Origin of the sequence: Lysinibacillus sp. SGAir0095, assembly GCF_005491425.1 — a bacterium.
In the GTDB taxonomy this organism is placed as follows: domain Bacteria; phylum Bacillota; class Bacilli; order Bacillales_A; family Planococcaceae; genus Ureibacillus.
The window spans coordinates 3898340-3917676 of the sequence record NZ_CP028083.1 but is presented as its reverse complement, the minus strand read 5'-3'; the positions used below and the strand labels follow the sequence as shown (position 1 = coordinate 3917676).

Sequence of the window (19337 nt, the reverse complement as noted above, 5' to 3'; positions counted from 1 at the left end):
AGCGTTAATTCAAAAAAATGAATTAGCGCTTTTTGTAATTATTCTCTATTTGTAATCTCTAGTTAGATTTGATCTCATATTTTTAATTATATTATTAGAAATAAATTCTCATATTTTACCTTCTCCTACATATAATTTTATAGTACTTCACTCACAGGGGTGCTTCCTATTAGGGAGTTTAATAGCAAAGTCGTTCATGAATTATGGGGAAAAATAGTTTTATTGAGAGTTCCTTTTGCCAGTGATCAAGGAAAACGAATTACTAGAATATGGGGGATATAATTATATGAATGTGTCAGAATACTACAGGGAACCTATACAAAAAGTAATGAATGAACTTGAGGTAACACAGCAAGGATTGACAGATTATGAAGTTCGATCGAGGCACAAAAAGTATGGTTATAATGAACTTCGTGAGAGCAAACCGAAAAGTGCAATGATTATTTTTCTAGAACAATTTAAAGACTTCTTAGTGATTATCCTAATGGTAGCTGCTTTAATCTCTGTATTTTTAGGAGAAGTAGAAAGTTCAATCGTTATTTGGGTGGTTATCATTTTAAATGCCATACTTGGTACAGTACAACAGATAAAAGCTGAAAAATCGTTGGATAGCTTGAAAGAAATGGCTGCTCCGATAGCAAGAGTATTACGGGATGGACAAGTTGCTGAAATCCCTTCAAAAGAGGTTGTTGTGGGAGATATTCTTCTGTTAGATGCTGGCGATTTTATTAGCGCGGATGGACGTATTTTTGAAAGTCATAGCTTACAGATCAACGAGAGTTCTCTAACCGGGGAATCACTTCCGATCCAGAAAATGGTGAATGTGATTCATGATCAAGAAGTGGCTCTCGGTGATAAAACAAATATGGTCTTCTCTGGCAGTTTCGTAACAAATGGACGTGGAAAAGCGATAGTGACATCTATCGGAATGGAGACGGAGATTGGTAAGATTGCGAACTTACTAGATAATGCCAAAGAGAAGAAAACACCTCTCCAAGTAAGCCTCGAAGATTTTGGAAAACGGCTTGCAATCGGGATTATTGTCATCTGTCTAATCATTTTTGCACTGGATATTCTACGTGGGCGTGAGTTAGTAGATTCATTTATGTTCGCAGTATCATTAGCGGTTGCCGCAATACCAGAAGCATTAAGCTCTATTGTGACCATTGTTCTCGCGTTTGGAACACAGAAAATGGCTAAGGAAAATGCAATTGTTCGCAAACTTCATGCAGTCGAAAGTCTAGGAAGTATTTCGGTTATTTGTTCCGATAAAACAGGAACGCTTACTCAAAATAAAATGAACGTGCAAAAATTATATGTAAGTGAAAAGGTTGTCCAACATGATCAGCTGCACCTGGATAATAAAGTTCACCATAAATTGATGCACTTGGCTTTACTATGTAATAATTCGGTTACCTTCGAAGAGAAAGAAATAGGAGATCCAACAGAAATAGCGTTAGTTCGGATGGGTAACCAATATAATATAGACGAGCTGAATATACGAGAGATGTATAAGAGATTTGGAGAAGTACCATTTGATTCAACCAGAAAATTAATGAGTACGGTTAACCGAGTAGGCGATCGATATATTATGATTACAAAGGGGGCAGTTGATGTCCTCCTGTCTCGACTTGTAAAAATTGAAAATGCTCAAGGGGTATCCAACATTTCAAAGCAGCAAATAGAGGCTATTAAACAAGCAAACAATAAGTTTTCTAATGAAGGATTACGAGTACTTGCATTTGCCTATAAAGAAGTAAAGTCCCTCGGAATAAGTTTAAGAGATGAAATGGACTTAACCTTTGTCGGCTTAGTGGCGATGATGGATCCACCACGAGTAGAATCAAGACAAGCTGTAGCCGATTGTATCAAAGCTGGCATTAAACCAGTGATGATTACAGGAGATCATAAAATTACGGCAGCAGCGATTGCCAAACAAATCGGGATATTGAAGGACCCTTCAGAAGCAATTGAAGGTAAGGAAATAGAACATTTATCAGATAAAGAATTGAGAGATAAAGTTCAAAACATCTCAGTATATGCCCGAGTGTCTCCAGAACATAAAATTCGTATTGTAAAAGCGTGGCAAGACAAAGGGAATGTCGTGGCGATGACGGGGGATGGAGTCAATGATGGACCTGCGTTAAAGCAAGCAGACATTGGCGTAGCAATGGGCATCATGGGTACAGAAGTTGCAAAAGATGCCTCTTCCATGGTTTTAACGGATGATAACTTTTCGACTATTGTTAAAGCCATTTCAAATGGTAGAAGTTTATATGCGAATATCAAAAATGCGATTAAGTTTTTACTATCAGGTAATACTGGAGCCATTTTGGTCGTGCTCTATGCAACATTATTTGCCTTGCCAGCGCCATTTGCACCGGTTCATTTGTTATTTATTAACCTGTTAACAGATAGTTTACCTGCTATTGCCATTGGGTTAGAGCCACATAACAAAAAACTAATGGATGAAAAGCCTAGAAATATCGATGAGTCTTTATTAAATAAGAAGTTTGTCTCTCAGGTAGGGATGGAAGGCTTAATCATTGCAGCCGTAACCATTATTGCCTTCCAAATAGGATTAGCCACCGGGGATTCAATGGTAGCTACCACGATGGCTTTTGCAACTTTATGTTTATCAAGATTGTTCCATGGATTTAACTGTCGTTCAGATGAATCAATATTTAAGATCGGATTATTCTCTAATTTAACTGTTTGGATAGCGTTTCTTATTGGTTTCGTCTTATTAAATATCGTCTTGATAGTTGGGTTATTCGATGTAGCAATATTAAGTCGCTCACAATTATTAATGGTTTATGGATTGGCGATAGTACCATTAATCATTATTCAAGTGGACAGACTATTCTTTGTAAGAAATAGAGACTGAAATTTTTAAAGTTGCATCGTCCCGTCCCTTTTGGATATCATTATCCAAAAGGGATTTTTTATTGTAGGAGGGATTAGCATAGAAGCTTTTACAGAGTATTTGTCGGGTATCGATGAACCACAAGAGCGGGAACGTGTAGAAGAAATTTTTAAATGGATATTGGAAAAATTCCCTAAATTACAACCAGAACTTAAATGGAATCAGCCTATGTTTACCGATCATGGCACATATATTATCGGCTTTTCCACAGCGAAGCATCATTTAAGCGTTTCACCTGAAGAATTTGGGATGGGGCACTTTGCGGATGACATTGCACAAGCCGGCTACAGTGCTACCAAAGGGCTTTTTCGAATTAAATGGAATGAGCCAGTAAACTATGAATTGCTTGAGAAAATTATTGAATTTAACATTTTGGACAAGGCAGACTGTAATACTTTTTGGCGTAAATAATCGATCGAATGTATAGTTTCAATAAGTGACTATTGCATTGCATTTCACACCCTAAAAAAATTCGTGAGTTGGCTTCTCCTTAAGAACCGGAGCCAACTCTTTTTATTTTACAGGCTCGAGCCTGGCCCTGGATGCGCTTCTCCACAACGGAAATCAATTTTAGCTACTCAAGGAAAAACTCAGTTGGACGAAGATTTAAGTTCGGTAGATAGATTAATTGATATCTTTCTGGAGTATAGGAGGTTAAGTAGCAAATAAAAAATCCCTCCCCCAATCGGTAAGACATATGGTGGGATCAATTCGAGAAGAAAGCCGGAGACTACCATTGCCACAGGTGTCATAGTCTTTCCAATGCTTATTCCAATACTCATTACTCTGCCCCTGTACTCTTCGGGCACTTCTTTTTGCATGAAATATGCTATAGGAATATCAATAAAAGCTATCACAATCCCCAAGCTAAACATCAGTAAAGAATAATAAATGCCATAAATCATATGACTGAATGGAGCACCCTCAAATATTAGCGGAAGTCCTGCCGCAATCATACAAACAGATAAGAAGATTGTCACAACCCTTATTAGTTCTGAATAAGGGATGCGCTCTGTCAGTTTCTTGACAACAAGGGCTCCAGCAATTAGGCCGACTGGGAGTGAAGCTTGGATGACTCCGAAGGTATTTGATCCTAGCTCCAGAATGGTATTTATTATATATGGAACAGGGATAGTGACTGCTAAACTCAAAAAGAAGTTTAATGAAATCAAAATCAGGAACAGGCCCATAATATTCTTTCGCTCGTACAAATATTGAAACCCGTCTTTTATATCTTTGATAAAATCGATTTTTACAGCTTCTTTGACCGATTCCTGTAAACTCTTATTGAAGTTAAAATCAATAAACAGCATCGACAATCCTGAAATAATAAAGCAAATCCCATTAAATATGATAAATATCCTTATATCGAAAAAAGCGAAGACCATTCCACCTAGCATTGGACCAAGTATGGAAGATATAGAGTCTATGATTTTTCCAATAGAGTTAAGATTCATCAACCTTTTGCTAGAAACGATATTCGGTTTGGCCGCTTCCATACAAACTCCGAAAAAAGTGACAAAAATAGTTGAACAGAAAGCTGTTAGATAAATGAGTAATAGATGAAGGCCCCAAAAACTGCTTACGATAAACATTGAAATAAACAATGTTCCGCTAAGAAAATCCATAAGTATAATCATCTTCTTTTTATTAACCTTGTCTGCAATTACTCCTGCAAAAGGATTAATAAGTATCATCGGCAATATTCCAAGCAACAATGTAATGGTAAAACTTAATGCCGAACCAGTTAACTTTAATACGTAGAAACTGATGGCAAAGTTATATATTGATGTTCCGAAAACGGAAATGATTTTCCCCGATGAATAGAGCCCCAAATTTCTAATTTCTTTTTTTTCGTCTAAACGTGTTTCCATAGTTTTGCCTCCTGGTATACTCTTTGGTCTTAAATCAGTGACTATCAATCACTAAATCATTTGTTAAACCAAGTGTAAGTGGTTGGCTAAACCCCGGAACAATAGGCAAGAAAACTAATTATTAAATAAAAAAATAAAAAAGATAGGGAGGACCCTATCTTTTTCCAAAGAACAAATAATTAAAAACCTCTTCCCCTTGGACGAAATAATCCTCATAGATACCGCCTTTGCTTAAAACATCCGATGCAAATTCCTCAATGAGCTTAAATTTGAGTCCTTCGATTTTGCTGCGTATTTTTAATGGAATGAAGTTGTCACGATATTGGGGAAGAATTTTACTATTGACGCTAAACTTCTTAAAGGCCAAGTATGTCCCCAGTAGGTAGGCCTCCTTCTTAATGAGATCTTCTAGCATCTCTATCAGAAAATCAGTATGCTTAAAACTGTAATTGCTTGTCCCCGCATTATCTATAATAATATCAACAGAATTCTTTTTTATAGGGATTGCTGAGAAATCAGCACAGATAAATAGAATATCTTTCTTGATTCCAGTTCTTTCTAGGATGCTTTTTAGAAACCTCTGCTTTTCAATATTATAATCAACCGCAATATATAAACAGTTATCTGGAAGGACATTATAAATCGTTCTTAGTAAGAATCCAATTCCAGTACCAGGTTCAAGAACTACCTTACTCTCTAAATCGAGTCCTGTAATTTTCCGCTTTACTGTTTGTAGTCCTTTTTGAAGAGTCTCCAGATAAAAAGAATCAGTATTTAAAATATAATCTGATATGTACTCATCTGAACTTGAAATTGGAACTATCTCATTGGAAGTACCGGATAAAAGGATTCCAGATTCAACCTTATATGTTTGGCAATTACAGACAAGGTCTCCATCAATGATTTGATTTCTATTGATTGAGCCATTTTCAAGAGAAAGAGGAGCATCACATTTTGGACAGACTAGAAGGTTTAGGTTGTTTATATTAATCCCCATAGGCACTTTGGAGTGTCCGGGTCTCTCGTTAAATTCATCGATTTTCTTTTTGATTTTTTCATTCGCGGCTGTTAATCTTGCAATTTCCTCTTCTGTCTTCTCGTATTTATGATTGAATAAAGACTGATAATAGGCATTTTCCTCATACCCTGCAAGCATTCCAAGATTTTTGAAAGTCAAAATTGTTTTGATCTCATTCAAGCTAAACCCCATTGACTTAAATTCGATAATCAATTCTAAGTCCTTTTGGCAGTTATCATCAAAAAAGTAATGTCCGCCTTTTTTCTCAGGTACAAGCAATCCTAAATCCATATAATGGCGTATGGCATCAATGGTTAAGTTATTTACTTGTCCAAACTTACTAATTTTCATCAGAACCCTTCTTCCCTTAGTTGAATATTTAATTGCAATATCGCTGAGTTAGGTATCCTTTAAAAACGAACTGACAAATTGTGCTATTCTTTATCCTATTATATATTTTTAAACTGAGAATTATATTATTTTATAGGGTAATTAACTTAATAAACTATTTGATTAACTTGGTATAATTACTTACTATCTATTATCCTGTTTGAAAAGTCGGAAATTTTAGTTTATAAGTATATCTTTTTATGTTATAGTGTAAACCAATTACATAACGTGTAAGATTAGGTGCTTATGAGAGTAAGCTTAAAAGGGAAGCTTGGTGAAAATCCAACACTGTCCCGCAACTGTAATTCGGAGCAAATCTGTTAGCCACTGTGAAAACGGGAAGGCATGAGGCGCGTTGATGATAAGTCAGGAGACCTGCCTAGTTCTAGTACACACCCAAACCTACGTGGAAATAGGTGGTGTTCTGTGCGAAATGAACGTAAATTTATTTACGCTTTTTAGTCATGCATAGATATGTCCGAAGCTATTTCTCAACAAAGAAATAGCTTCTTTCTTTTGGGGTTATGTAGAGCAAAGGAAAAGGAGGCGTATTATATGAAGATCGTAAGTACTGTAGTTGGTTATCCTTATATAGGAGAAAACCGTGAATGGAAACGAATTGTTGAGGGATTTTGGAAAAGAGAAATGACTGAGCAAGATTTTGAAAAGCAGATGAAGGCTTTGCGTTTGCAGCATATCGGTCGTCAGCAAGCTTTAGGCCTGGATTTAATAACGATAGGGGATTTCACGTATTACGATCGTATGCTGGATTTAGCATTGATGTTTAATGTGATTCCAGATCGCTATAACAGTGCGTTAGAAAATGAATCCACATTAACTCGCTATTATGCGATGGCAAGAGGGACAGATCAGGTAGTTGCTTGTGAAATGACAAAATGGTTTAACACCAACTATCACTATATTGTGCCTGAATATGAGGGACAACACCTACACTTAACAGAAAATAGATTGCTAACGTATTTTTTAGAGGCAAAAAATGAACTAGGCATTATAACAAAACCGACATTAATCGGACCCTATACATTTGCTGATTTATCGAAAGGTTACGATGAAAAATCGCGGGCTGCGTTTATTTTAGCGTTAATTCCGCTCTATGCAAAAGTTTTGAAAGAGCTAGTAGAGGCTGGTGCGGAGTGGATTCAATTAGAAGAGCCCTCCCTAACGAAAAATTTATCTTCAACTGAAGTACAGTTAGTAGAAGAGATATATAAACAGCTAACAGAAAGTGTCCCAGAAGCCAAAGTAATGCTGCAAACTTATTTTGAGGCATTAACATCCTATGAAAATCTTATTCAGTTACCAGTTGCGGGTATTGGACTCGACTTTGTACATGGGAAGAAAGAAAACCTTGAGGCACTTCGAAAATCGGGATTCCCGAAAGATAAAGTTTTAAATATCGGGATTGTAAATGGTCGAGATATTTGGTCGGCCAATTTAGCAGAGGTAGCAAGTGATGTGCAGGCTGTCCTTATTTTAAGTGGAGCTAGCAATGTATGGCTAAGCTCTTCTTGTAGTTTACAGCATGTACCTGTTACAACGGTGAACGAGCGAAAGCTGGATTCCGTTTTGCTTAACGCTCTATCATTTGCCGATGAAAAAATAAATGAGATTGTCCATGTTGGGCATTTCATACGTACACAGCATTGGGCAAAAGAGGGTGTTGTATCGGAAAGTATGCAATGCATCGAAGCGCTTGCTACACACCCGGTACGAAACAATAATCGTGTAGAAAATTTAATCAAAATGATATCAAATAAAGATTTTGTAAGGATGGAAAGCTTTGAGGTGCGTCGTGAAACACAAAAGTGCGCACTATCATTGCCGGATTTTCCAACTACAACGATAGGGAGTTTCCCACAATCGGCACTAGTAAAGAAAACTCGTGCAGCCTGGCGAAAAAATGAGCTGTCAGATGAAGAATATGAACAATTTATAAGAGAAGAAACAGCACGCTGGATCTCGATTCAAGAAGATATTGGTTTAGATGTATTTGTTCACGGGGAATTTGAGCGAACAGACATGGTCGAATATTTCGGTGAGCAATTAACAGGATTTGCATTTACTGAAAAAGCGTGGGTAGTTTCCTATGGATCACGTTGTGTGAAGCCGCCAATTATTTATGGAGATGTAGAATGGACGAAGCCTATGACAGTAAAGGAAGTAGTACATGCACAGACACTGACAACAAAACACGTAAAAGGCATGCTCACTGGACCTGTTACCATATTAAATTGGTCGTTTGTTCGGAATGATCTCCCTCGCGAGACGGTTGCCAATCAAATTGCGCTAGCTCTTCGCAAAGAAGTAGAAGCATTAGAACAAGCAGGCATAAAAATTATTCAAGTCGATGAACCTGCCCTTCGTGAAGGATTACCACTTCGAAAAGAAAATTGGTCAAGCTATTTAGAATGGGCTGTTAATGCGTTTAAACTTGCGACATCTAGTGTAAAGACTGAAACGCAAATTCACACACATATGTGCTATTGTGAATTCAATGATTTTATTGAACCAATTCGAGCACTTGACGCAGATGTGATTTCATTAGAAACATCAAGAAGTCATGGTGAATTGATATCCTCATTAAAAGAAAATCCATACGAGCTGGGGATTGGCTTAGGTGTTTATGACATTCACAGTCCACGTGTTCCTGATGTAGCTGAAATGGAGAATATTTTACAAGAAAGTCTGGCAGTATTATCAAAGGACCAGTTTTGGGTGAATCCAGATTGTGGTTTAAAAACCCGACAGGAGTCAGAAACGGTTGCTGCACTTACGAATATGGTAAAAGCAGCGAAGTTATTACGTGATGCTTCTAAGGAGACAATCGTAAATTAACTTAAAAGCAATGATTTGGGGTACCTAATTTTATTAGAAAGTAGGTACCTTTTATTCGATGTAAATTGCTATTTTGATATAATGATATAACTGGATTTTTATAGAAGGATACTATAAGGTATCTTCATTGCTACATCTTTCGATGAATAGAAGGAGCGAAAACTTATGTCCCCCCAATCGATTTATTATTATGAGGAGAAGTTTAAAGAGTATATTATGAAAGCTTTGACAGATGATCAGTTAATTTCTTTCAATCAGTTATTAAAAGATTTAATTTGCGAATATCCTGAAGATGATCATGTAATTAATTATGCATTTTTAAATGTAAAAAATGAGTTAACGGGTTTTAATAATGGTAGCGAAAATGAGGAGGAAATATGCGAACGATTCAAGCACATTTAATCTTACCGCCTGATACGAATCATCATGGTACTATTTTTGGTGGAAAAGTACTTGCTTATATCGATGAAGTTGCAGCGATTACTTCCATGAAGCATGCAGGTAGTAATACTGTAACAGTATCCATTGACTCTGTTGATTTTTTATCGCCAGCACGAGTTGGTGATCTCCTAGAATTGGAAGGTAGAGTAGTTTACACAGGAAAGACATCTATTACAGTATTTGTCCGTGTAACGGCTTTTCAAGTCGACACAGGTAAAAGTACATTAACTACAGAATCATTTGTGACGATGGTAGCTGTTGATGAAAATGGTAAACCTCGTCAGGTACCACAAGTCAAGATTCAAACTGAAGAAGATCGGCTTCTCCATGAACAAGTGAAACTTCGTCGAAAGCTAAAAAATCGATAGAGTCTCTTGAAACGGATACCTCAGCAGACTGCTAACGATATAAAAAATAGAATCCGCTAGTAGAGAAGCCAACCTGAAAGATAAGTTGGCTTCTAATGTTTTCTTACTCTAAGGTCAAACCATGCCTAACAGCATAGGCGGCAAGCTGTACGCGATTATCAAGCTGAAGCTTCTCGAGCAAGTTTTTAATATGGTTTTTCACCGTATTTTCAGCTATAAAAAGCTGATGGGCAATCTGTTTGTTCGTGTCGCCATTTGCTACTCTTGATAGAATCTCACACTCTCTAGGCGTCAAACTAAGAGGGCTTGGTTCGTCAGCATAGCTATTACCGCTACGAAAACGATAGAGTAATTGACTTGCAATCTCACGGGAAATTTCTGTGTGATTACCGAGGAGGGCATGTAAATACTCAATCCAGTCATCCGGCTCCATATTTTTCAGTAAATAACCTTGTGCTCCAAATTGTATGGCTGTGAACAAATCCTTTACATCATCTGATACTGTTAACATCACAACGTGTATTTGAGGGAAGGATAACCGTATTTTTTTTACTGCTTCCAGTCCACTTAATCTAGGCATGTTGATATCTAAAAGGAGTAGATCGGGCTCTAGTTCACGGCAAAGTTCAAAGGCTTCATGGCCGTCAGTGGCTTCACCTACAATACAAAAAGACTGATCTGATTCAAGTACACTTCGAATTCCTTCTCTTGCCAAGGGGTGGTCATCCGCAATTATCACATTGTAGCATTGCATTTTAATGGTCCTCCTTTGTTACGATTATCTCCGTACCGCTAAACTCACTATCTCTTATTGTTAATATTGCTCCGAGTTGCTTTGAACGCTCCTGCATCATCGTCAGACCATATTGCCGGCTCGATTTCTTTGAGGAATCGATGCCTCTTCCGTTGTCATTTATCCTCAATTGCCATCCATTTTCTGTTTCCCTGATAATAATGGCTGCTTTTGAAGCTTCTGCATGTTTTCTTATATTCGCGAATGCTTCTTGAATAATGGCGAAAATTTGAATTTCCTCCTTCGTTGTGAAGAAATTAGGAGGAATCTGAGAATCTTCTTCTACTTCAACTGCTGTCATAGAACTCCATTCAGAAAGCCATTTAGTTATTCTCGAGTTAATGGAATCATCAATCTCTGGTTCTGACCTTAGATTAAAAATCGCTTGACGAACATGGCTATCGATAGTAGAAAGGGCTCGAGATGCTGCTTCCATATCACCTTGTTTAAGTTTGATATTCATAAAAAAAATGGACTGGGCAATTCCATCGTGCAGCTCTCGAGCTAGTCTTTCCCGTTCTTCATATACTGCGCGTTTGGACTGCTCATTAACAAGCTTTTCATTCATCGCTTTGATAATGCGGAACATCCATGCTGAAAATAAAAGAGAAAGTACAAAAGTAAGAATTGTAATATATAAATTTCCGGTTTCCATTGATAGCGAGTGCAAAAGGAAATCATGACGTACATATTCGAATCCACCAATTAACAAGGTTGGCAATAGTACACAGAGAAATTGTAAAAGTCGATAAGACAAGTGAGTTCGCTCCTTAATAAATCTAAATCTCTAATAAGTATAACTAAAAAGTCATTATTTCTAATAGCCCGTGTGAGCTATTTACATAAAAAGTGTTGTGAATTTACAATAAGCTTCGATACAAGTGTAAATGAAAAGCAAAATGAACATTCGTTATGAAGATTTCATAGATTTTATGCACGTAGTCATCAAAAACATTTTTTTAAGGAGAAGTCGATGGGAACAGTTCAAAGTACCTCTAATGATAATAAGATACAAACGGCCAATTCGGTCTATCGTACGATTTGGAGGTGGCATTTTTATGCTGGGATTATTTTTGCCCCGTTTCTTCTTATTCTAGCAATAACAGGATCGGTCTATTTATTTAAGCCCCAAATTGAGCAAATGATTTACAAAGATTACTGGGTGGTTACACAAAATGGTGAAAAACTCCCGGCGTCACAACAAATTGAAGAAGTGAAAGCGTTATATCCAGATGCCATAGTGACAACATATCGACCTGGTGAAACGGAGACTCGCTCAAGTGAAGTAGGTATTAGCCAAAATAACGAGTCCCTAACAGTATTCATCGATCCTTATACAGGTGATTCATTGGGCACATTAAATAACGATGATCGAATTATGGATAAGATAGAAGAAATTCATGGAGAACTTATGGCAGGTACGATAGGTGACCGCATTGTGGAATTGGTAGCCTGTTGGGCAGTAGTGTTAATCATAACAGGTTTATTTCTATGGTTCCCGAGGAAGAAAGAAAAAATATTCGGTGTTGTAATACCTCGCTTTAATAAAGGAAGAAGAATTTTGCGTCGAGATTTGCATGCTGTTCCTGCCATGTGGATTACAGGGGGGATGTTGTTTTTAATAATGACCGGTTTACCGTGGTCTGGATTTTGGGGTACTAACTTCCAAACGATTGTAACAAATACAGGGACAGGATACCCACCTTCAGTATGGGTAGGAAATGCTCCTGCGTCTGACGTAAAAACAAAAGACATAGCAGAAGTCCCTTGGGCAGCAGAAAATCTGGATGTACCAATTTCAGACATACAAGGATTGATTAAGCTTCCTATTGACGATGTGGTATCAATAGCTAATAGAGAAGGAATACATCCTAGTTATACAATCTATATTCCAAATGAAAAAGAAGGCGTATATACATTGTCAGCCTTTCCTCCAAAAGCACAGGATGAGGTAACGATGCACATAGACCAATACTCAGGGGCAATCTTAGCTGATTACAGATATGATCACTATGGTTTAATGGGGAAGATCATTGCTTGGGGTATTACCCTACATAAAGGTACACAATTTGGAATGATTAACCAAATAGTTAGCCTTCTTATCTGTTTAGGCATGATCTTGGTAACGGTTAGCGGGTTCTATTTATGGCTGAAAAGAAAGCCTAAAAAAGAGATGGGGGCACCAAAAGCACCTAGCATTAAAAAAATGAAACTTTTCCTGATTGTCTTGATTGGTTTAGGTCTACTGTTTCCGCTAGTTGGTTTATCACTAATATTCGTATGGATACTTGATCTTTTAGTGATTCAAAGAATTCCTGCGGTCAAAAAATTTATGAATGCATAAAAAAGATAAGGGTGTAGAACCATGAAGAGAATGAAGTATATATTTTTTGTTTCGGTGTCGTGCATACTGTTAAGTGCTTGCTCTCTCAAAGAGGATGTTGCCGAACTTTACAAAAAAGAAAGTCCCATGGAAGCGGAAATAATTATACCTGATACCTTTGTAAATAATGAGAAGGAGATTATTAAAGCGGTCCTGACTCAAAATGGAGAAAAAGTTGAAGGTGCTGATTATGTTCACTTTGAGATATGGAAACAAGATGGAACTCTCCATTATTATATGGAACCGGCAAAGGAAATGGGGAACGGTATTTATGCTTTAAGCAAGGATTTTGATAGTAACGGTCTATACTATATAAAAGTTCATGCAAGTAAGAACGGTTCCATCATTATGCCCCAAAAACAGTTTGTGGTAGGGGATTTATCTAAAGAGGAATTGGAATACTTACAAAAAGATATACCTACAAATGAAGGAGTACATGAACATCATCATTGAGTTCATGGAACGGATAGTACGAAGAAACGAGTATATTCGTAGTTCAGTAAGTTATTAATTATTTGTATATGGAGGTTTTAAAATGAAGAAAATAATTTTCGCTACATTTTTATTTATATTGGCTACTTCAACAAACGCATTTGCACATACGCATTTAGGTAGCTCTTCACCAGAAGATGGGCAGGAAGTGACGGAAGAGCTTAGTGAAATTACATTAAATTTTGAAGGGAAGATTGAACAAAGCAGTTCATTTGAGTTGAGTAATGAAGGACAAAATATTCCTATTGAAAATATTACTATAGAAGAAGGAATAATGACTGGTACCATGGCAAGTCCATTGGAAAATGGAGAGTATCTTGTAAATTGGAGTATTATTGGTGCAGATGGCCACTTAATGGAAGGAGATTACTCTTTTACAGTGAATGTCCCCGATTCGGTTTCATCAACTGAAGCAGCAAATGAACAAGCAGAACAAGAAACGACTCAAGAAGTAGAACAAAGTAATGAACAAGCAACTGAGGAAGCAACTGAGGAAGCAGAAAGTAATGAAGAAACATCGCCGTTAATTCCAGTAATCATGATTGTCTTAATTGCAGTCATTATTGGAGCTTTCCTTCTTATGCGAAGAAAAAAATAGTTGTTATACTAAATAGATTGAAAAGATGACAAAAAGTTCCTATAGAACTTTTTGTCATTTTTTATTTACAAAACGGATAGGTATAAGTAATTTTCAACGTAAAACAGAGGTATTAATTGAAAATTGTAGAAATTAAAATATTATAAGTAACGCTTAAGAAAATTGTATAGGAAGGAGTATAGGATGAGGCAAATTATAGCCATGGGTGGCGGTGGTTTCTCTATGGAACCAAAAAATCTTTTGCTAGATCAATTTATTTTAAAACAAGCTAGAAAACAATCACCCAAAGTATGTTTTGTCCCAACGGCCAGTGGAGATCAGGATAATTACATAGAGAGATTTTATAAAGCATTTAAGACATTGGAATGTGAAACAAGTCACTTATCATTATTTGATGCGAACTTCAATAATCTTGAAAAATTTGTGCTCGAACAAGACATTATTTATGTGGGGGGCGGCAATACAAGAAACATGCTTCTATTATGGAAGGATTGGGGTTTGGACAAAGTATTGAGAACTGCCTATGAAAAAGGAATCATACTTGCTGGTTTAAGTGCAGGTTCAATTTGTTGGTTTGAAGAAGGACTAACAGACCCATTAAATGGCCCCTTACATAAAATTGATTGTTTAGGTTTACTTGAGGGGAGCAACTGTCCTCATTATGATGGTGAAAATAAAAGAAAGCCCGCTTATCGACAATCTATCTTAAATGGTGAAATAAAAGAAGGCTATGCAGTTGATGATGGAGTAGCTTTGCATTTTATCGATGACGTTTTAACCAAAACAGTAAGTTCTAGAGTGGAAGCCAAAGCTTATTTCGTTAAAAAAGTAGATTCTAAAGTTATTGAAACAGAAATTACACCATTCTATTTAGGTTAAATAGTTTGGTTTGTACAAGGAAAGTTAATCCAAGAAGAAGGTTGGTGTATCAGTGAAAGAACGAGTAACAGAAGTGATTCAACTAGAAGGATTTCAAGTGGAATTTACAATTGTAGGAGAAGGTGAACCTATATTCGTTTTGCACGGCGGTCATTCGAATTGTAATGAGGAGTTTGGCTATGACTTTTTAATTGAACAAGGTTACTCATTAATTACGCCATCTAGACCTGGTTATGGAAAATCCTCAAAAGAAATGGGTGAAAGTATATCGGTGGCTTGTGATTTCTATGTGAAATTATTAAACCACCTAAACCTAGATAAAATTCATGTTCTAGCTATTTCAGCTGGTGGACCTAGTGGTATTTATTTCGCTTCAAAATATCCTCATTTCGTTAAAACATTAATCCTGCAATCTGCTGTAACAAAGGAATGGCTTACCCCAAAGGATATTGAATACAAGGTTGCAAGTAAAATATTCCATCCTAAAGCAGAAAAAGTTACATGGAAGTTAATTTCGTTCATGAACAACAAATTTCCTTCTTTCATCTTCAAGCAAATGTTTCCCTCCTTTAGTTCTTTAAACTATAAGGAAGCAAAGGAAAAAATAGCTGAGTGGGATACAGAGGAGATTAGAAAGATGAATAATCGTCAAAGATCAGGTTACGGTTTTTTAATCGACTTGCAACAGGTGAATGACTTAACCGTAGATGATTTAGAATCGGTAGCTTGTCCAACATTAATTATGCATAGCAAATTTGATGGGTCTGTCCCTTTGGACCATGCTTATTTTGCACATGAAAGCATTTCTAGTTCAGAGCTATGCTTACTTGATACATGGGGTCACTTAATTTGGCTTGGCACCTCTTCATATAAAACGAATGAAGCGGCTGTTAAATTTTTAAATAAGTATAAAATAGAAAAAACGCATTTTACCAAAGTTAAGTAAAATGCGTTTTGATTTTTGGTTATCTCAAGAGCATCGCGAAGTTGAGTTCATACTGATTTAGTTTATAAGAAATAGCGGAATATGAATGGTTTTCATGAACGAATAAAATATCTTCAACCAATACATTCGCCTTTATAAGTTGCTCAAATCTAGTGATCAATTCTTGGCACTCAGGAGGGCAATAAATGTGAAGGGTAATATATTTTTCGATAGGGTAATTCATCTTCTTTCGATTGTCCTGGATGCAGCGGATAAAATCACGAATATGACCTTCTGCGATTAATTCCTCATTTAATACAGTTTTAAGTAATACCTTCAATGACCCATCCTCAGCAAGTGCGTAACCATCTTTTAACTGGGAATCCGTTGAAATATGGTGTTGAAGTACTTCAACACTTTCTTCGGCTAACTTTATTTTTAGCTTGCCTTCAGCCAGGAACTTCTCTTTTTCTGCTGACGAGAGGTTTTCGATATGTTTTTTTACTTCATTTACTTTTTTCCCAAACGCAGCACCAGCTGTTTTAAAATTAAGCTTCAAGTTTATTTCTTCCAGTCCAACTAAATTTGCTGTCCAGCGAACTTTCTTCACATTAAGCTCTTCTTGAATAATTTTTTGATATTTCTCCAGGGAAGCAGTCGAACAAATAATCATCTCAGCTAGAGGTTGTTTGACTTTTAGACTTTTAGTATTTCTTAAGCTACGACCCAACTCAACAATTTTGAGTACGGTATTCATTTCTTCATCTAAATTACCTTGGATAATCTCTTTTTTCACTTTTGGATAGTCCTCTAAATGAACACTGTTTCCATGTAATTGCTGATAGATATCCTCAGCAATATATGGTGTAAAGGGGGCTAATAATTTGCAAACCTCACTTAACACCTCGTATAAAGTATTAAAGGCTGCACGTTTGTCTTCTGTAAAGCCTGATGCCCAAAAGCGTTGCCTAGATCTCCGTACATACCAGTTACTTACTTCATCCACCAAGTTAGCCATTTCACGACATGCTTGAGTGAACTGATAGTCATCCATTAGAGCTGTCACTTTTCCAATGGTGATGTGGAGTCGGGAAAGCACCCATTCATCCAATTTCGTCTTTTTGCCGGGACGCAGAGGATCGTAAATAAATCCATCGATGGATGCATACAGCTGATAAAAGTGAAAGGTATTTTCAAATGTATCCAGTAATTTGGATTTTGCTTCTTGCACAATTTTCGTTGAGAAGCGTTTAGGATTCCAAGGTGAGCTATCAACTAATAAGGAAAATCGTAATGCATCGGCACCGAAAGTTTGCATTAGCTCGAGAGGATCTAATGCATTTCCTTTACTTTTCGACATTTTCTGCCCGTGTTCATCTAAAACATGGCCTAGGGATAAAACATTTTTATAAGGGGCTTTCCCTTTATAAAGTGTTGAAACGGCTAGCAAGCTATAGAAAAATCCTCGTGTTTGATCGATCCCCTCAATGACCACATCTGCAGGGTACTGTTTTTGGAATGCAGCTTGCTCAAAAGGATAGTGATGCTGGGCAAATGGCATGGAGCCACTGTCGAACCACACATCAATTACTTCAGGTGTTCGTTGCATCTCACTATGGCATTTAGGACAAGAACATTTGACGTTATCGATATATGGTTTGTGTAATTCAAGATTTTCTGGCAGCTTTCCTGTCGCTAAACTATTTAGTTCCTCTATACTTCCAGGTGCAAATTCGTGTTTGCAGGAGGAACAAACCCAAATGTTTAAAGGGGTACCCCAATAGCGATTACGACTAATATTCCAATCCACTACATTTTCAAGGAAATTTCCAAAGCGGCCTTCTTTAATATGCTCAGGATACCAGGTTACGGATGCATTATTTTCAAGCAATTGCTCTTTAAGTGACCCCATTTTGATAAACCAACTATCTGTTGCATAGTAAAGTAAAGGTGAATCACATCGCCAGCAATGGGGGTAGCTATGCTCGTATTTCTCCTTATGGAAAAGGGTGTTTGAAGCAGCTAATAATTTGATGATTTCTACATCACATTCTTTTACAAATTGTCCCTCTAAATCTGTAACTTCTTTTGTATAACGCCCTTGTTGGTCGACTACATTAACAAAAGATAGCCCATTTTGCTGAACAGTCCGGTAATCATCTTCACCATAAGCTGGTGCCATATGAACAATCCCGGTACCACTTGTTTCTGTTACATAATCAGCCATTACTACAATATGACCTTTTTCAACAGTCACATAGTTTAAGGGTGCTTTGTAGGCTACTCCTTCAAATTCAGTTCCCTTATGTTCACTAATTACCCTTGCTTCAGCCCCAACTACAGATGATAAAAGCGATTTTGATAAAATATATGTTTCGCCTTTATGCTCAGCCTTTACATAAGTCAGGCTAGGATTGATGGCAAGTGCCACATTTGCGGGTAATGTCCAGGGTGTTGTAGTCCAGCCAAGGAAATATTCGTCTGCATCTACTCGTTTAAATTTAACCGTGGCGGATAAATCTTTTACATCTTTATAACCTTGAGCTACTTCATGTGAGCTTAAAGAAGTTTGGCAGCTAGGGCAATAGGGTGAAACGCGATGCCCTTTATAAAGCATTTGATCTCGATGAACCTTACTAAGAATATTCCAGACACTTTCAATATACTCATTACTTAATGTTAGATATGGATTGTCAAGATCGACCCAATAGCCAAGTTTTTCTGTGAATGAACGCCAAATTTTTTCGTAAGTAAATACACTTTCCTTACATTTTTCGATAAAGGGCTCAATCCCGAAACGCTCTATTTCTTGCTTCCCTGAAATGCCAAGCTGTTTTTCAACACCTAATTCAACAGGTAAACCGTGGGTATCCCAGCCGGCTTTCCGTTCAACTAAGTAGCCTTGCATGGTTTTGTAGCGAGCAACGACATCCTTAACAGTTCTCCCCAATGAGTGACCAACATGTGGTAAACCATTAGCAGTCGGTGGGCCTTCATAAAAGACAAAGGGTGTACTGTCTTTCCGGTTTTGAATGGACTTTTCAAAAATCTTCTCCGTCTCCCAAAACTGTCGAATTCTTTGTTCTCGGTGTTGCAGCGATTCTTTCCCCATAAAAGTCATTCCTCCTATACGATTTGTATAAAAGGCATACAAAAAACTCCGTCCCAAGTAAGGGACGGAGTTAACCGCGATACCACCCTAATTCTATTGAAGGCAGGTCCAATAGCACTTAGCAACGTACAATCATACGTGTTCTTATTAACGGTAGACACCCGGGCTCGCTTACTGATTTCAGCTAACCTTCTCAGAGAGGATTTTCATGCAACACTTGAACACTGACTTTCACCAAAATGTCAGCTCTCTGGGGAACAAGACGAAACACTACTCTTTCTC

At 37.2% G+C, this 19337-nt stretch carries 15 protein-coding genes, 1 riboswitch and 1 other annotated feature (1 of these 17 cut by a window edge); of the genes, 10 read left to right on the top strand and 5 right to left on the bottom strand.

What is annotated here, in order from left to right:
• The first annotated feature begins 286 nt into the window (after positions 1-286).
• Together C1N55_RS19225 and C1N55_RS19220 are read left to right on the top strand one after the other, a co-directional pair.
• Positions 287-2887, top strand: coding sequence for a cation-translocating P-type ATPase (locus C1N55_RS19225; protein WP_240758335.1), 2601 nt, complete (start codon positions 287-289; stop codon positions 2885-2887).
• A 78-nt stretch (positions 2888-2965) separates the two neighbouring features.
• Positions 2966-3337 carry an iron chaperone gene (locus C1N55_RS19220; RefSeq protein WP_137730701.1) on the top strand — a complete coding sequence of 124 codons (372 nt, stop codon included), beginning with the start codon at positions 2966-2968 and terminating at the stop codon, positions 3335-3337.
• A 179-nt stretch (positions 3338-3516) separates the two neighbouring features.
• Here C1N55_RS19220 and C1N55_RS19215 read toward each other — a convergent pair whose 3' ends face one another.
• Both C1N55_RS19215 and C1N55_RS19210 read right to left on the bottom strand, forming a co-directional pair.
• On the bottom strand, positions 3517-4800 hold the full coding sequence (locus C1N55_RS19215) for an MFS transporter (protein ID WP_137730289.1): 1284 nt from the start codon (positions 4798-4800) through the stop codon (positions 3517-3519).
• Positions 4801-4954: 154 nt separating this feature from the next.
• A complete protein-coding gene (locus C1N55_RS19210) occupies positions 4955-6169 on the bottom strand; it encodes a MerR family transcriptional regulator (protein ID WP_137730288.1) in 1215 nt (404 codons plus the stop codon).
• Positions 6170-6429: 260 nt separating this feature from the next.
• Positions 6430-6606, top strand: a riboswitch (cobalamin riboswitch).
• Between the two features lie 157 nt (positions 6607-6763).
• Here C1N55_RS19210 and metE point away from each other — a divergent pair.
• From metE to C1N55_RS19195, 3 genes are all read left to right on the top strand, one after another.
• Complete coding sequence (gene metE, locus C1N55_RS19205) at positions 6764-9064, top strand: 5-methyltetrahydropteroyltriglutamate--homocysteine S-methyltransferase (RefSeq protein ID WP_137730287.1); 2301 nt, start codon at positions 6764-6766, stop codon at positions 9062-9064.
• 165 nt (positions 9065-9229) lie between these two features.
• Positions 9230-9466, top strand: coding sequence for a hypothetical protein (locus C1N55_RS19200; RefSeq protein WP_168193907.1), 237 nt, complete (start codon positions 9230-9232; stop codon positions 9464-9466).
• A complete protein-coding gene (locus tag C1N55_RS19195) occupies positions 9442-9873 on the top strand; it encodes an acyl-CoA thioesterase (protein WP_137730285.1) in 432 nt (143 codons plus the stop codon). Before C1N55_RS19200 ends, C1N55_RS19195 begins: the two co-directional genes overlap by 25 nt.
• 103 nt (positions 9874-9976) lie before the next feature.
• Here the strand turns inward: C1N55_RS19195 and C1N55_RS19190 are convergent, their stop codons facing one another.
• Both C1N55_RS19190 and C1N55_RS19185 read right to left on the bottom strand, forming a co-directional pair.
• On the bottom strand, positions 9977-10627 hold the full coding sequence (locus tag C1N55_RS19190) for a response regulator (protein WP_137730284.1): 651 nt from the start codon (positions 10625-10627) through the stop codon (positions 9977-9979).
• 1 nt (position 10628) lies between these two features.
• Positions 10629-11423, bottom strand: coding sequence for a sensor histidine kinase (locus tag C1N55_RS19185; RefSeq protein WP_137730283.1), 795 nt, complete (start codon positions 11421-11423; stop codon positions 10629-10631).
• Between the two features lie 216 nt (positions 11424-11639).
• Between C1N55_RS19185 and C1N55_RS19180 the strand changes: the two genes are divergently transcribed.
• From C1N55_RS19180 to C1N55_RS19160, 5 genes are all read left to right on the top strand, one after another.
• Positions 11640-13010: a PepSY-associated TM helix domain-containing protein gene (locus C1N55_RS19180; protein WP_137730282.1), complete on the top strand. Its 1371-nt coding sequence runs from the start codon at positions 11640-11642 to the stop codon at positions 13008-13010.
• Positions 13011-13031: 21 nt separating this feature from the next.
• Positions 13032-13502 (top strand): FixH family protein, encoded by a 471-nt coding sequence (locus tag C1N55_RS19175; RefSeq protein ID WP_137730281.1) that lies wholly within the window; start codon positions 13032-13034, stop codon positions 13500-13502.
• Positions 13503-13584: 82 nt separating this feature from the next.
• The gene (locus tag C1N55_RS19170) at positions 13585-14139 is read left to right on the top strand and encodes a copper resistance CopC family protein (protein WP_137730280.1); all 555 of its coding nucleotides are present in this window, start codon (positions 13585-13587) and stop codon (positions 14137-14139) included.
• Between the two features lie 183 nt (positions 14140-14322).
• On the top strand, positions 14323-15018 hold the full coding sequence (locus C1N55_RS19165) for a Type 1 glutamine amidotransferase-like domain-containing protein (protein WP_137730279.1): 696 nt from the start codon (positions 14323-14325) through the stop codon (positions 15016-15018).
• A 52-nt stretch (positions 15019-15070) separates the two neighbouring features.
• Positions 15071-15964: an alpha/beta fold hydrolase gene (locus C1N55_RS19160; RefSeq protein WP_137730278.1), complete on the top strand. Its 894-nt coding sequence runs from the start codon at positions 15071-15073 to the stop codon at positions 15962-15964.
• Between the two features lie 19 nt (positions 15965-15983).
• Here the strand turns inward: C1N55_RS19160 and ileS are convergent, their stop codons facing one another.
• Positions 15984-19055 carry an isoleucine--tRNA ligase gene (gene ileS, locus C1N55_RS19155; RefSeq protein WP_240758334.1) on the bottom strand — a complete coding sequence of 1024 codons (3072 nt, stop codon included), beginning with the start codon at positions 19053-19055 and terminating at the stop codon, positions 15984-15986.
• Between the two features lie 57 nt (positions 19056-19112).
• Positions 19113-19337 (bottom strand) — a binding site (T-box leader) (it continues 14 nt past the right edge of the window).

What these genes read in the sequence shown, in the direction of transcription:
- metE (WP_137730287.1), top strand. Translation starts at nt 6,764, where the DNA reads ATGAAGATCGTAAGTACTGTAGTTGGTTATCCTTATATAGGAGAAAAC.
- C1N55_RS19215 (WP_137730289.1), bottom strand. Translation starts at nt 4,800, where the DNA reads ATGGAAACACGTTTAGACGAAAAAAAAGAAATTAGAAATTTGGGGCTC.
- C1N55_RS19170 (WP_137730280.1), top strand. Translation starts at nt 13,585, where the DNA reads ATGAAGAAAATAATTTTCGCTACATTTTTATTTATATTGGCTACTTCA.
- C1N55_RS19200 (WP_168193907.1), top strand. Translation starts at nt 9,230, where the DNA reads ATGTCCCCCCAATCGATTTATTATTATGAGGAGAAGTTTAAAGAGTAT.
- C1N55_RS19225 (WP_240758335.1), top strand. Translation starts at nt 287, where the DNA reads ATGAATGTGTCAGAATACTACAGGGAACCTATACAAAAAGTAATGAAT.
- C1N55_RS19175 (WP_137730281.1), top strand. Translation starts at nt 13,032, where the DNA reads ATGAAGAGAATGAAGTATATATTTTTTGTTTCGGTGTCGTGCATACTG.
- C1N55_RS19165 (WP_137730279.1), top strand. Translation starts at nt 14,323, where the DNA reads ATGAGGCAAATTATAGCCATGGGTGGCGGTGGTTTCTCTATGGAACCA.
- C1N55_RS19210 (WP_137730288.1), bottom strand. Translation starts at nt 6,169, where the DNA reads ATGAAAATTAGTAAGTTTGGACAAGTAAATAACTTAACCATTGATGCC.
- C1N55_RS19195 (WP_137730285.1), top strand. Translation starts at nt 9,442, where the DNA reads ATGCGAACGATTCAAGCACATTTAATCTTACCGCCTGATACGAATCAT.
- ileS (WP_240758334.1), bottom strand. Translation starts at nt 19,055, where the DNA reads ATGGGGAAAGAATCGCTGCAACACCGAGAACAAAGAATTCGACAGTTT.
- C1N55_RS19180 (WP_137730282.1), top strand. Translation starts at nt 11,640, where the DNA reads ATGGGAACAGTTCAAAGTACCTCTAATGATAATAAGATACAAACGGCC.
- C1N55_RS19190 (WP_137730284.1), bottom strand. Translation starts at nt 10,627, where the DNA reads ATGCAATGCTACAATGTGATAATTGCGGATGACCACCCCTTGGCAAGA.